Source organism: Helicobacter ganmani (assembly GCF_003364315.1).
Taxonomy (GTDB): Bacteria; Campylobacterota; Campylobacteria; order Campylobacterales; family Helicobacteraceae; genus Helicobacter_D; species Helicobacter_D ganmani.
Window position 1 is genome coordinate 12288 of record NZ_NXLS01000007.1, and the last position, 13931, is coordinate 26218.

Annotated in this window: 13 protein-coding genes and 5 tRNA genes; 8 read left to right on the forward strand and 10 right to left on the reverse strand. The window is 38.2% G+C overall.

Annotated elements, in window-relative coordinates; genetic code table 11:
- The first annotated feature begins 11 nt into the window (after window positions 1-11).
- Window positions 12-1097 (forward strand): glycosyltransferase, encoded by a 1086-nt coding sequence (locus tag CQA43_RS06830; RefSeq protein ID WP_115551871.1) that lies wholly within the window; start codon window positions 12-14, stop codon window positions 1095-1097.
- Here CQA43_RS06830 and CQA43_RS06835 read toward each other — a convergent pair.
- Window positions 1090-1290 carry a hypothetical protein gene (locus CQA43_RS06835; RefSeq protein WP_115551872.1) on the reverse strand — a complete coding sequence of 67 codons (201 nt, stop codon included), beginning with the start codon at window positions 1288-1290 and terminating at the stop codon, window positions 1090-1092. The two genes, CQA43_RS06830 and CQA43_RS06835, sit on opposite strands and share 8 nt — an antisense overlap.
- Window positions 1291-1460: 170 nt before the next feature.
- Here CQA43_RS06835 and CQA43_RS06840 point away from each other — a divergent pair, with 170 nt between their 5' ends.
- Complete coding sequence (locus tag CQA43_RS06840; protein WP_115551873.1) at window positions 1461-1730, forward strand: TFIIB-type zinc ribbon-containing protein; 270 nt, start codon at window positions 1461-1463, stop codon at window positions 1728-1730.
- 507 nt (window positions 1731-2237) lie between these two features.
- On the opposite strand, the gene CQA43_RS06845 is transcribed toward CQA43_RS06840, so the two are convergent.
- The 5 genes from CQA43_RS06845 to CQA43_RS06865 all read right to left on the reverse strand — a co-directional run bounded on the left by CQA43_RS06845 (window position 2238) and on the right by CQA43_RS06865 (window position 3791).
- Window positions 2238-2314: transfer RNA gene (locus CQA43_RS06845), tRNA-Asp, on the reverse strand.
- Between the two features lie 11 nt (window positions 2315-2325).
- Window positions 2326-2401, reverse strand: a tRNA-Val gene (locus tag CQA43_RS06850).
- 27 nt (window positions 2402-2428) lie between these two features.
- A tRNA-Glu gene (locus CQA43_RS06855) sits at window positions 2429-2503 on the reverse strand.
- A gap of 28 nt (window positions 2504-2531) precedes the next feature.
- A tRNA-Lys gene (locus tag CQA43_RS06860) sits at window positions 2532-2607 on the reverse strand.
- A gap of 50 nt (window positions 2608-2657) precedes the next feature.
- Window positions 2658-3791, reverse strand: coding sequence for a nicotinamide-nucleotide amidohydrolase family protein (locus tag CQA43_RS06865; protein ID WP_115551874.1), 1134 nt, complete (start codon window positions 3789-3791; stop codon window positions 2658-2660).
- Between the two features lie 81 nt (window positions 3792-3872).
- Between CQA43_RS06865 and ppk2 the strand changes: the two genes are divergently transcribed.
- Window positions 3873-4754, forward strand: a complete 882-nt coding sequence (gene ppk2, locus CQA43_RS06870; RefSeq protein WP_115551875.1) for a polyphosphate kinase 2 — start codon at window positions 3873-3875, stop codon at window positions 4752-4754.
- A 557-nt stretch (window positions 4755-5311) separates the two neighbouring features.
- Here the strand turns inward: ppk2 and yedF are convergent.
- The 4 genes from yedF to CQA43_RS06890 form a co-directional block, all read right to left on the reverse strand.
- Window positions 5312-5551, reverse strand: a complete 240-nt coding sequence (yedF, locus tag CQA43_RS06875; RefSeq protein ID WP_011116139.1) for a sulfurtransferase-like selenium metabolism protein YedF — start codon at window positions 5549-5551, stop codon at window positions 5312-5314.
- 11 nt (window positions 5552-5562) lie between these two features.
- Window positions 5563-6789, reverse strand: coding sequence for a selenium metabolism membrane protein YedE/FdhT (gene yedE, locus CQA43_RS06880; RefSeq protein WP_115551876.1), 1227 nt, complete (start codon window positions 6787-6789; stop codon window positions 5563-5565).
- 221 nt (window positions 6790-7010) lie between these two features.
- Window positions 7011-7087, reverse strand: a tRNA-Arg gene (locus tag CQA43_RS06885).
- A 56-nt stretch (window positions 7088-7143) separates the two neighbouring features.
- Window positions 7144-7440: an HU family DNA-binding protein gene (locus tag CQA43_RS06890; protein ID WP_115551877.1), complete on the reverse strand. Its 297-nt coding sequence runs from the start codon at window positions 7438-7440 to the stop codon at window positions 7144-7146.
- Between the two features lie 214 nt (window positions 7441-7654).
- On the opposite strand from CQA43_RS06890, the gene gap reads away from it, so the two are divergent.
- The 5 genes from gap to recA all read left to right on the forward strand — a co-directional run bounded on the left by gap (window position 7655) and on the right by recA (window position 13923).
- Window positions 7655-8650, forward strand: a complete 996-nt coding sequence (gene gap, locus CQA43_RS06895; protein ID WP_115551878.1) for a type I glyceraldehyde-3-phosphate dehydrogenase — start codon at window positions 7655-7657, stop codon at window positions 8648-8650.
- 8 nt (window positions 8651-8658) lie between these two features.
- Complete coding sequence (locus CQA43_RS06900; protein ID WP_115551879.1) at window positions 8659-9927, forward strand: glucose-6-phosphate isomerase; 1269 nt, start codon at window positions 8659-8661, stop codon at window positions 9925-9927.
- 89 nt (window positions 9928-10016) lie between these two features.
- Complete coding sequence (gene pta, locus CQA43_RS06905; protein WP_115551880.1) at window positions 10017-11024, forward strand: phosphate acetyltransferase; 1008 nt, start codon at window positions 10017-10019, stop codon at window positions 11022-11024.
- Between the two features lie 2 nt (window positions 11025-11026).
- Window positions 11027-12238 carry an acetate kinase gene (locus CQA43_RS06910; protein ID WP_115551881.1) on the forward strand — a complete coding sequence of 404 codons (1212 nt, stop codon included), beginning with the start codon at window positions 11027-11029 and terminating at the stop codon, window positions 12236-12238.
- A gap of 650 nt (window positions 12239-12888) precedes the next feature.
- Window positions 12889-13923, forward strand: a complete 1035-nt coding sequence (recA, locus tag CQA43_RS06915) for a recombinase RecA (RefSeq protein WP_115551882.1) — start codon at window positions 12889-12891, stop codon at window positions 13921-13923.
- Window positions 13924-13931 lie beyond the last annotated feature (8 nt).

A 13931-nucleotide genomic window follows, 5' to 3' on the forward strand; every position in this document is an offset into this window, starting at 1 on the left:
AAAGAAAATTTATGAATCCTACCAAACAAAAAACCCTAGCAATCGTTATCTCCTCTCTTAGAATGGGTGGAGCAGAACGCGTAGCAAGCTTCGTCGCAAACGAACTTGCAAGTCAATATAGAATCGTGCTTTTTGTATGGAATGAGAAAGAAAGATTCTATCCACTAAATTCTAATGTGGAAATCCGAATCCTTGCAACCAAAAATCGTGGAGTACTTGGCAATACCTTGCGCATTTTTAAGCTTTGGAGAGCATTTAAGAGCGAAAAGGTGGATTTAAGCATTAGCTTTATTCATCAAACCAACATTTTAAGTATTTTCGCTTCCAAAATGGCTCGGATTCCTTGTATTGCAACAGAACATAGCATTTTTAGCGCGCTAGATTCCAAATTTTGGCGTATTTTGCGTTACTTGACTTATCCTTTGGCAAGCTGCATTACAACCCTCACGCAACAAGACTTAAAACATTATCACTTCGTCAAAAATGCCTATGTTTTGCCAAATCCTGTGGAAATAGACTGCAATCCTCACACCCCACCAATCCTAGAATCCTACCGACCTTACATCTTGAGTGCTGGGCGAATGATTTCCTCTAAAGGTTTTGATGAGTTAATAGAGGCTTTTAGAATCTTTAGCGCAGAGTTTCCGCAATATTCCTTGTTACTTGCGGGAGATGGAATCCAAAGACAAGCATTAGAGGAGCAAGCCAAAGGATTAAAATGTAAATTTCTAGGCAAGATAGAATCCCTTGCCCCTTACTATGCAAAGGCTGAATTTTTCTCCCTTGCAAGCCATAGGGAAGCCTTAAGCAATGTTTTAATTGAATCGCTTTTGTGTGGAACACCTGTGGTAAGCTATGATTGTCCTTATGGACCAAAGGAGATTATCACTTGCGATGGCACTACACACAATGGAATCTTAGTGAAAATGGACGCAAAAAGAGTGGAATCCCTTGCGGCTGCATTTGTTGAAATGGCGCAAAATAAAAAAGATTATGTCAAAAATACTACGTTGGCTTACGAACGCTTTTCATCTAAGGTTGTGCTAGAAAAATGGCAGCAACTCATTCTTGATTGCCTAAACAAAACACCTACTTAAAAATAAAGGCTCTTTTGAAATAGTTTTGATAGATAGATTGCATACTGAAATGATTTGAATTGCCTAGTTTTATAATATTTAATTCCGAAGTCGGTTGCATTTTGTTTTCTACCACCAAAATTTTATTCTCACAACCATTCAAAAAAATGCCTAATAAAGCTACAAATATAATAAAAATTAAATTTTTCATCATTCAACTTCCCCAATTAATGTTTATCAAAATTATAAAAAAGACTTGTAAATAAAAAATGGTGAAATTATTAAGATTTGATGAAGTTGAAAACAATCCTATTTTGAGGATTTTATAGAGAATTAAAGTTTGATTTTATACAATAATATCCATATCAGTATATAAGGATTATTATGCTTTGCCCTATTTGCAGTGTAGATTTAGTAATGAGTGAAAGAAACGGTGTTGAAATTGATTACTGCCCAAAATGTCGCGGTGTGTGGCTAGATAGGGGAGAGCTAGATAAAATCATAGAAAGAAGTACCCCACAAAGACAAAGGGAAGTGCAAAATTCTCAACCCAACTATCAACAAGATTTGCGTAGATCAGATTCTCACTACAATGATGGCTATTACAAAAAGAAAAAGAGGGAGAGTTGGTTAGGAGAGATTTTTGATTTTTAACCCGAAACAACATACCAATATTAAATATTGCTCTTGACTTCAATCACAAGGGATATAATGACCATTTTAAAAGATGTTTTCAAGCTTGACAAAAATTACAGATATTTTACAAAAAAAAAAAAAAAAAAGGGGGGGGGGGGGCAGAATCTCTCCTTAAACTCCTGCTCCTTTAATTCTCTGATTCTATTGTATTATTTAAAATGAAATCGCACTAGGAGACCCGGGATTACTCACAAGCAAACGACTAGCAGAAGAAACGAATTGGAAATTTGAATACTATTATAGTATCTATGGAATCACACCTTATTCCTTTGATATTCGGCAAGGATTAGGGGAAATCTTGCACTTTGCGGATTTTATGCCACTCTTTATCCAAGAGCATTATAAGATTCCATAAGAAAAAATAAGCAGAATCAAACAAAATCAGAATTTTAGCTTAAAAAACCCATATTATCGCTTACGATTGTTTTAAATTGAAAGATTAAAAGAATCACAAATAATAAGAAGTGGCGGAGCGGACGGGGCTCGAACCCGCGACCCCCTGCGTGACAGGCAGGTATTCTAACCAGCTGAACTACCGCTCCACATTAAGCAGTGGTGGTCGCTATAAGACTCGAACTTATGACATCCACCTTGTAAGGGTGGCGCTCTACCAACTGAGCTAAGCGACCATTAGGGAAACAAAAATCAAATAAAAGTGGTGACTCCTAGGGGATTCGAACCCCTGTAGCCACCGTGAAAGGGTGGTATCCTAACCGTTAGATGAAGGAGCCACTTTTATTTACCACATTGTATAAAGAGTGGTGACCCGCGTTGGATTCGAACCAACGGCCCATTCCTTAAAAGGGAATTGCTCTACCAACTGAGCTAGCGGGTCAAACATTGAAAATTAAGGAATTGGAATGATACAGATATTTTGTATAAAAGTCAATAGTTTGATAAAAAAACCTTTAAAAACAATAAATAAGCATAAATAGTAGCTTGCGCTTGAATATAATTTCTATCCCCTTTAAAATGCAATCGCTCAATGATTTCCGCACCTTTTCTGTCCTTTGCACCGATAAATATTGTTCCGATAGGTTTGCTCGCGCTTCCTCCGCTTGGTCCTGCAATTCCGCTTGTTGCAAGCGCAAAATCAGCCCCAGAGAGTTTCAATGCACCCTCTAACATCTCACGCACCACCGCTTCACTCACTGCACCAAAGGATTCTAAGTTTTCGCTTGAAACCTCCAGCCAAGATTCTTTGATTGCATTAGCATAACCAATCACACCCCCATCAAATACATTGCTTGCACCACTTTCTTTTGTCAAATGGTAAGCAATTAACCCTCCTGTGCAACTTTCTGCTGCAGTAATTTTAAGATGATGTTGAGAAAGTAGAGCAATTACGCTTTGTGCAAGGTTACGACTAGGAAAAATTTTGTCCCCAAAAGAGAATTGAACGACTTTCACAAACTCCTTTAAAGATTCGTCCCTCTTGCTTGTCGCGCTTAGAATCTCTAAGCTAGAATCTGTGTTCAAAATCTCTAAATTGACTTCAAAATCCTTTGCAATTCCCTCAAGAAGAATTTTCGCACTGATTGCGTCCAAGCCTAAAAGATACAAAAATATCGTGCGATAAACTTCCCCACACTCGCCAAACTGCGATTCTAAAAAACATTGCAAATCCTCTTGCGATTCTGTCTGATTTTCAAATGAATTTTGCAAATCCAATAGCCAAATTCTACGCATTTGATTTTCTACTTCACACTCTATTTTTAGCATTTTTTTTCTAGTGATTGGAGGAATTTTTATATTGGATTCCTTGTGTGTTGTTTGGATAAACTCTAATAATTTGCTAAAGCATTGACTATCGGCGACAATCAGGAGATTGTCTGCAATCTGCAAGCTGAAGCCCAAAGAACCAAAAAGAGCATTTTCGGGGTTTATTTTCAAATCCAAAGAATCGCAAAAAATGATTTGATGAATGTCGCCAATCATCTCTCTTGCAAATCTTTGTGCAAACTGATTTAAGGGGAGAAAATCACGATAATTTTTGCCAATACAAAATAAAATATTCAAAATCTTACCTTATCTCTTGTAATTTTAATACCTTAATGGTAAAATATTTTAACTATTTTAAAGCTTATTTTGGAGGTAAATATGGGAAAAGTTTTAGTTGTGCGCCCAGAAGATGAAAAACCGGGTGAAGTCTATAATGGCAAAGGCAAATTGAATAAAAAATTTTATGAAAAAGAAATCACAAAACTACAAATTGAACTCATCAAACTGCAAAATTGGGTAAAAAAATACAACAAAAAAATCATTATTATTTTGGAAGGTCGTGATGCAGCAGGCAAAGGAGGCACAATTAAAGCATTAAGAGAGCATTTAAACCCACGCGGTTGTCGTGTCGTAGCACTACAAAAACCTAGTGATGTAGAAATGACACAATGGTATTTTCAACGTTATATTGATGAATTGCCAAATGGTGGGGAAATCGTGTTTTTTGACCGCAGTTGGTATAATCGTGCGGGGGTTGAAAAGGTGATGAATTTCTGCACAAATGACCAATATAGAGAATTTATCATTCAAGTTTCACACTTAGAACAAATGCTGATTGAGAGTGGATATATACTTTTCAAATTTTTCTTAGATGTTGGACGCGAAGAGCAAAAAAAGCGCATTGAAAGCCGCAAAGATGAGCCGCTTAAACGTTGGAAACTAAGTCCAATTGATGAGCTATCTTTGAATCTTTGGGACGAATATACCGAAACATTTGAAAAAATGTTTTCACGCACGCATACTCCTTTTGCTCCTTGGCTCATTGTGGATTCTAACGACAAAAAACGTGCGCGTATCAATCTTGCGAGAATCTTACTCTCTAAGCTAGACTATGAAGATAAAGATGTAGAGAATGTATGTTTGTTAGCCGACCCGGGCATTGTAACAACTTATTCTAGCGTTAGAGCATTCTCTCAAGACAATGAAGCCCTAAAGAAAAAGAAAGACAAAGAAAAAGATAAAAAGAAAGACAAAAAATAGCAGTTTTGCGCTATTACGAGCAACTACTCAATGTAGCTTCGTAAGCAAGTAAAGTTTTTTGCTAAAACAAACTGCCTTATTGCGCCTCACTACCCCGCACAATAGGGCAGTTTTATATCGCGAATCTTTACTAAGTGCTTATTGATATCTTTTAATTGCGGATTCTTTGCCTAGTGAAATTCAAAAATACCTTACAATTTACTTAAATTAATGTGATTTTGGATTGAAAATTTTTGCTAAACTAGATTCGCTTCGCACAAGCTAAAATATCTCTTTGAGATTCTGTATTTTAAGGGATATTTCGGGCTGCGCCCTCAATATAACAAAGTCGGAGGTATTGTGTAGCAACTCACCTAACTTAGCAAATAGGACAATGTAGCTTGTCATTCTGAGCCTTTGGGTGAAGAATCCCTTTTGTGATTCCGCTTTTTACTCTTTTAGATTCCTCGCTGCACCTAAAATGGCAGAGGCGTGAGATTCCTAACAATACTTAGAATAACCGCCCTTGTGCCAAATGGCAAAAGCCTCAAAATCTAAAAACTTAATAGCTAGAATCGCTAAGGCTTCTTAATAAGATACCTTATCGTGGCTCCTAGCTGCTCTACTCCTAACACTTCATAGCCGTGATTTTTCGCATCAATGGGGATATTATTAATGCTTTGTGGGCAATCACTTAGCACTTCCAAAATCTCGCCACTTTTAAGCTCGGGCAAAACCTCCAGAGTTCTTACCGCAGGATAAGGGCAAGGCTCACCTTGCAAGTCTAATCTAAAATTTGGGATAATTTCTTGTTGCATATTCTCCTCCTTTATGCGCGTTCAAATCGTTTATTTTTGGCAAAATATCGCCGCTCAAGAAACAGCACAAAGGCAAGGAATGCAAAAAGCAGCACATAGCTTACCACCAAGCCACCATAATTACCAAAGGATTCTAAAAGATTGATTTTAGGGAAGCTTGTCGCAAGTGGCACAGAATAATAATCCCAAGTCGCTGCCAAAAGCGTAGAACCAATGACATTACCAACACCTACAATCCAATAATGCACCTGCCCCTCAACCGCGCGATACATCCAGCCACATTCACACCCTCCTGCAATCACAATACCAAAGCCAAAGAGCAATCCGCCAATCACTGCATTTGGTGCAGCCCACATAATTTTAGGTGGAAGTCCAAGCATAATGTAACTAAAAACGCCAATAGTTGAAACCATCATTCCCACAATCACCGCTCTTGCCATATATCCACGCCCTGTGATAAATAAATCCCTAAAGGCAGAAGTAAAGCAAATCTGCGCACGCGAGATGATAAAGCCAAATCCCACACCAAATACAACTGCAAGCGCTAAAATCGGAATCTTTTTACCCTCTGGAATATTGCCATACGCCATTAGATACGCTACCCAAACGCCAATTCCAACTAATACCAAAACACCAAGTGCAAAAAGGAGTTTTGCCCTACTCTGATTTTCTTTGCTATTTCCAATGTCTTTTTGCGCACTGACTTTCTCTAGCTTTGTATGAGAGCGAAAAAGTGGGAGTAAAACAACCTTTGTGCCTAGCCACACACCAACAAGCGTCATAATCGTAAAAAACCACGCGTGCAAGCTAAATTGTGGAATCCCCGTAAAGAAACTCGCCAAATTACAACCCATACCAATCCTCGCACCAAATCCTGCGATAATCCCACCAATAAGGGCTTGAGCGATTCTAATATTGCTTTGAGGCAAACGAAACTTGACATTATTTGCCATTGCGGCAGCGGCAAATGCCCCTGCAAACATTCCAATAATCATCACGCCATCTACCCTATCTAGCGGTGTTCCTTGCAAACCTAGAATCTTAAAATAACCCCAAGTGCTTGTATCCACACCCAAAAGATTCATAATATGTCCGCCCCAACGCGTAAATTCACCTGTAACAGCCCAATAAGTCCCAGTCAAACCAAAATAATAAGCAGCCATTACGCCAAGTGCGATAATCGCGGGCATAGGCGACCAAAATTTGACTAGGAATCTTTGCTTATAATCTTGAAACATTTTGGTTCCTTAAATAATAAATCAACAGACATTTGGGGATATTCAGAAAGAGAATAAGAAGTCATTTGTCTGTGCGCTTTAACCCGAAAGCATAAAAAGGCTAGAATAATAGCACAATTCTTATAAAATAACAGCTTTGGCGTCCTATTAGGTTAAGGAATTCTGTATTTTTTAAGTTTTTATTATAGATTGTAGAATCTCATAAGAATAGCTAAGGTTTGTGGTGTCCTCGATGCGATTCGAACGCATGACCTCACGATTAGGAATCGTGTGCTCTATCCTACTGAGCTACGGGGACAACAACAAAGTAGTTCAGGAGAATTGCCCAACAAAGAGGTGTTGGGCGAAAGAGAGTTATTTTTTGCCTTTTTTGCTGGCAACTACTGCATCTTTAAGACCTTTTCCAGCCTTAAATTTAGGAACAAATTTATCGCTTGTTTTGTATTTTTTATTTGTTCCAGGAACAACACCCTCTTTTCCTTTTTGAAGCACAGTTTCAAATTTACCAAAACCTACAAGTTCAATGCTTTCTTTTTTAGCAAGTGCTTTGCTTACTGCCGCTGTAAAAGTGCTAATTGCTTTTTCAGCCTCTTTTTTTGTCTCATACTCTCCGACTTCTTTTACTAAGTCAACAAATTCTGATTTGTTCATTTTGGAAACCTCCATAAAAAGTTTAAAAACGCGTTATTGTAGCATAAATTTACGATTTTCAAGACTTTTGTTAGAAAAAAATAAATTTATTCTCAAAAAATAAAGCAAAATATCCAAAATTACAATCTTAAACTTTATCTCCTCCTTTAAGAATCTATAAGGAAGTTTTAAATAATATTAAAAAATTTTAGAATTGCTTTTTCAAGGAGAATCAATGGCTTTAAAAGTTGCAGTTAATGGAACAGGTAGAATCGGTTTATGTGTATGCAAAATCTTGAGCGAACGCGAAGATTTAGAGCTCGTTGCACTCAATACGACTATGCCAATTGATACGCTCATTCATTTGCTAAGATATGATTCTGTGCAAAAAAATAGTAAAGTAGAAAAATTGAGTGAAAACAGCATTCAAATTGGCAAACAAAAAGAAATTCAAATCATCAGCACACGAGACATTAAAGAATTAAACTTTGGAAAGTTTGGTGCAAAACTCGTAATAGAATGCACTGGTGCTTTTAATGACCTCAACAAAGCAAGTGCGCACCTCTATGGAGGTATTGAACGCGTCGTGATTTCCGCTCCTGCCACAGACGCGCCAACTTTTGTTTATGGCGTCAATCACACAAACTATCAAGGAGAATCTGTCATTTCAAACGCAAGTTGCACTACAAATGCGCTTGCACCAATTGTAAAGGTTTTGCACGATAATTTTATGATTCTCAATGGCTTGATGACAACAATTCATAGCTATACAAACGACCAAAACCTTTTAGATTCCAAGCACAAAGACTTGCGACGCGCACGCGCAGCAGCTTTAAATATGATTCCAACTTCTACGGGTGCTGCCAAAGCGATAGGGCTTGTGATGCCCGAGCTCAAAGGCAAACTCAACGGCTTTTCTGTTCGCGTGCCAACTCCTGATGTAAGCCTTGTGGATTTGACTTGTGTTACAAAAACTTCTGTAAGCAAAGAATCTATCAATGCTGCCTTTGAAAATGCTGCACAAGGAACATTCAAAAATCTTATTTTAGTAGATAATGAAAAACGCGTTTCAGGAGATTTTATCGGAAGCACTTATAGTAGCATTTTTGTTCCAGATTGCACGGTGGTTGTGGGAGAGAATCAACTCAAAGTTGTCGCTTGGTATGACAATGAATGGGGTTATTCCACGCGATTGGTAGATATGGCAAGTTTCGTCGGCTCTAGTCTTTAGGTAGTTTTATGCTCACGCTCACAAACACTTATGCGCGTTTTTTGCAAAAAAATCCCAACTTTTTTGCAAAAGAAAATCTGGATTTATTTTTTCAAAAAGTTCTAGTAGAGCGCAATAGTCAGCTTAGTGGATATTATGATTTGCCTTTTGCAAAAAATGAAGCGATTTTTGATTATCTTCAGCGCAACAAAACCTTTTTGGATTCTATTTCTAATGTCATTATCATTGGTATTGGTGGTAGTTCGCTTGGCACAAAGGCGATTGACGCGCTTTTATCTCATCAAAGCCATCGCAAAAAAATTAAATTGCGGTTTTTAGAACACACCGACCCGATTATTATCAGAAAAGACTTGCAACGCGTCAAATACGAAGACACACTTTTTATTGTGATTTCAAAATCTGGACTTACGATTGAAACCACTTCGCTTTTTAAATACATTTTGGCGCGATTCTCCCTCCTCAAAAAAGAGCGTAAAAAGCACCTACTTACCATTACAGATGAAAATTCCCCCCTTTTCAAATGGAGCAAAAGCGAAGAGATAGAATCCGTAACGATTAAACCAAATATTGGTGGGAGATTCTCTGTATTAAGCGCAGTGGGATTATTGCCTCTTGCGATTTTGGGCTATGATATTGCGGCAATTTTAAAAGGCGCAAGCATTGTAAGCCATAGATTCTTTGAAGAACGTAAAGACAATGTGTTAAAAAAGGCATTATTTTTAGCAAGAAACGAAAGTAACTATCCTATTAATGTCTTGTTTTCTTATTCTAGTGTTTTTCGTCATTTTAATGCTTGGTATGTGCAATTATGGGGGGAATCCTTAGGCAAACTAGATATGTATGAACAAAGACGCGGTTTGACACCTATTGCGCTAATTGGAAGCATTGACCAACATTCTTTTTTGCAGCTCATTATGCAAGGACCTGCGAATAAAACCGTAACTTTCCTAAGTGTTAAAAATCTTTCGCAAAAACCTCTTTACATTCCAAATATCAGACTACAAGGCTTAGAATCTACGGATTTTGTCAATCAAACTTCTTTTAATCAACTTTTGAAACTGCAATGTATTTCCACTAAAGAGAGCATTATTTCTCAAAATGTTCCTGTGGATTCCATCTTAATTGATTCTCTAAATGAACAAAGCGTGGGCGCACTTGTATTGTATTATGAATTACTGACCTCTTGCGTGGGAATTTTGCTACAAATTGATACATACAATCAACCCGGTGTAGAATTTGGAAAAAAGATATTAAGGGAAAAATTTACACACTCCTAAAAAATTTTTCATTTTTTTACTAAGTTTATACACTCCTTATTATAAAAAATCTTAAAATAGATAAAATCTTAAAATTACAAAGGGTTCGCATGGATTTTATTCAAATAATCAAAGAAAAGGCAAGGGCAGATATTCAAACGATTGTTTTGCCAGAAACAAACGATTTGCGCACATTACAAGCCGCGCATAGCGCATTACAAGAAAAAATCGCAAAGATTATCTTAATCGGGGAAGAAGCAGAAATCAAGCAACGCGCAAAAGAACATAACCTGCAACTAGACACAGCGGAATTTATCAATCCTACAAGCTGTGATATGTTAGAATCTTATGTGGAATTGTTTGTCAAGCTTCGTGCGCACAAGGGTTTGAGCGAAAAATCCGCGCGCGCGCTCCTGCTTGAAAATCCCCTTTATTTTGGTGTCGCACTTGTAAAATCTAAAAAGGCAAATGGTATGGTTGCAGGTGCGATTAACTCCACTGCAGATGTACTTCGCGCTTCCTTACAAATTCTAGGGACAAAGAAAGATTCTAAATTAGTTTCTGCATTTTTCTTGATGATTGTTCCTCAATGTGATTATGGTGAAAATGGAATCTTTATCTTTGCTGATAGCGGCTTGGTGCAAAATCCTAATGCGCAAGAGCTCGCCTCTATTGCCATAGATTCCGCAAAGAGTTTTGAAGCACTCGTAGGCAAAAAAGCTTTGGTTGCTATGCTTTCACATTCTACAAAAGGAAGTGCAAAACACTCCGATGTAGATAAAGTCATAGAAGCCACGCGCATTGCCAAAGTAGAAGCACCAGAGATTGCTTTAGATGGGGAGCTTCAACTTGATGCGGCAATCGTTCCGAGTGTGGGTCAATCCAAGGCTCCCGATAGCCCTATTGCAGGAAATGCCAATGTGCTTGTTTTCCCCGATTTGGACGCGGGCAATATTGGCTATAAATTAGTGCAAAGGTTGGCAAAGGCGGAAGCTTATGGACCTATTACACAAGGAATCGGCGGTGCTGTTAATGACCTTTCACGCGGTTGTAGCAGCGAAGATATAGTCGGCGTGATTGCAATTACTGCTCTTCAAGCCCAACAAAACAAGGAGTAAATATGGATGTTTTAGTTATTAATTGTGGGAGTTCTTCACTCAAATATCAGCTTATCAATACCAACACAGAGGAAGTTTTAGCCTCTGGATTGTGCGATAGAATCGGAATCGCAAATGGACAATTCAGCTATAAACCCAAAGGCGGAGATAAAATTACAAGAAATGTGGATATGCAAGACCACGAAGTCGCTATTAAACTCGTGCTTGAAGCTTTAATAGACTCAAAAGACGGCATTATCAAATCCCTAAACGAAATCAAAGCCACAGGACACAGAATCGTGCATGGAGGCGAGCATTTTACCCATTCTGCACTCGTGAATGACGAAGTGATTCAACACATTGAGGAATGCTCCGATTTAGCCCCTCTACACAATCCTGCACATTTATTAGGAATCCGAGCCTGTAAGCATTTAATGCCGAACACTCCTATGGTTGCCGTCTTTGACACTGCATTCCACCAAAGTATGCCACCACACGCTTATATTTATGGCTTACCTTATGAGTATTACGAAAAATACAAAATCCGCCGCTACGGATTCCACGGCACAAGCCATAGCTATGTTTCTAAACGCACAGCAGAATTTTTGGGGATTCCACTTGAAAATTCTCGCATTATTACTTGCCATTTGGGTAATGGTTCTAGCATTTGCGCTGTCAAAAATGGTCAAAGCATAGATACAAGTATGGGCTTAACTCCACTTGAAGGCTTGGTTATGGGAACAAGAAGTGGAGATTTAGACCCTGCAATTATTGATTATATTGCGCAAAAAGAAAATCTAAGCACAAAAGAAGTACTCAATATCCTAAACAAAAAATCTGGTGTGCTTGGAATCTCTGGGCTTTCTAGTGATTTTAGAGATTTGCTTGCTGCCGATGAAGAGGGCAACTTGAAAGCGCGTTTTGCGAGGGAAGTTTTTGCTTATCGTGTGGCAAAATATATCGGTGCTTACACTGCGGCACTTGTAGGAGTTGATGCGATTGCGTTTTGCGCAGGTGTAGGAGAAAATGCGAAATTTATTCGCGGGAAAATCGTTTCACATTTACACTTTTTGGGAATCAATCTTGACGAATCTGCCAACCTTGAAACCGTGGGCAAAGAGGGCATTATTTCTACTCCCGATTCTAAAGTCAAGGTTTGCGTGATTCCAACCAACGAAGAGCTGATGATTGCAAGAGATACGCGCGAAATTATTTTAAAAACTCAAGAGCATTAACGCGTGCTAACCTTCCTTGTGAGAAAATTTTTAAAATTTTCATCGCGCATTGCGCAAGCAATGGCAAGCAAGTTTGGGTGAATTGCCAACACGCCCACACTTGCAAATCCATTCATAAAACTATAATAGCAAGGTGTTCTTATCGTTCTCTCAAAAATCTATAATTCATCACTTTAGATTCTATTCTTTCCGCCAAACCTTTAAGTGCGCACTCGTTGTATTTCCTTCTAAGTTTTCATCATTTGCCAATCTTTCAACGACTTTAAGAAGCAAATTTTTATCTTTTTGCTCTAATTTTTTATAAACCTTTTTAAAAGTTTATGTAAATTTAACTTTGTATTTCATCTCTCTAACACCTCTTTTAGTTCTGTGATTGTGTCAAAACTTGGATACAAATATGGATTCTTATCCATTTGCCTACTCTATTCTAAATACTTTTATAGCCTTTGTGAGCAAAAAGGTGCAATAGCTCGCAATTAAGGAATAAAGGCAATTTTATCACAATCAAATGCACTCAAAAATAGAGGTGAAGTTCGTTTTCAAAGGTGCGTCCCTTACCATATAGTATAAGCTGCACACTGAAAATATTTTATTTTGAAATTTTTATGTGTTTTTGGCTACAATAGAATTTTAATTTTTTAGGAGAAAAAATGGCTTTAGACGAAAACAAACAAAAAGCGATTGAACTTGCCATTAAGCAAATTGATAAAGCCTTTGGAAAGGGCGCATTAATCAGGCTTGGAGATAAACCGGTAGAAAAGATTGACGCCATTAGCACAGGTTCTTTAGGGCTTGATATTGCACTTGGCATTGGAGGAGTCCCAAAGGGACGCATTGTTGAAGTCTATGGACCAGAGAGTTCAGGAAAAACGACTTTGGCGTTACAAATCGTTGCAGAATGTCAAAAGGCGGGTGGAATCTGTGCGTTTATTGACGCAGAACACGCACTAGATGTTACTTACGCCAAGAGACTAGGCGTAGATGTAGAAAATCTGCTCGTTTCTCAACCAGACTTTGGCGAACAAGCCTTAGAAATCCTAGAAACACTCACAAGAAGTGGTGGCGTAGATTTAATCGTGATTGACTCTGTGGCGGCTCTCACGCCAAAAAGTGAGATTGACGGCGATATGGGAGACCAACACGTAGGCTTGCAGGCGCGCTTAATGAGCCAAGCACTACGAAAAGTAACAGGTGTGATTCACAAAATGAATACCACGGTGATTTTTATCAATCAAATTCGTATGAAAATTGGCGTAATGGGCTATGGAAGCCCAGAGACTACGACAGGAGGCAATGCACTTAAATTCTATGCAAGCGTGCGGATTGATGTCCGCAGAATCGCAACCTTGAAACAAGGCGAACAAAATATCGGGAATCGCGTCAAGGCAAAAGTTGTCAAAAATAAAGTCGCTCCGCCCTTTAGAGGAGCAGAGTTTGACATTATGTTTGGCGAAGGTATCAGCAAAGAGGGCGAACTCATTGACTATGGCGTGAAACTAGATATTGTAGATAAAAGCGGTGCGTGGTTGAGCTATCAAGATAAAAAACTTGGGCAAGGCAAAGAAAATGCAAAAGCCTTTTTAAAAGAGAATCCAGAGATTGCAAAAGAAATTGGAGAAAAAATCAAAGCTTCTATTTCTATTTCTGATGACTTGTCTAGTGATGATACCAACGGAATGGATTAAGGGAAAAT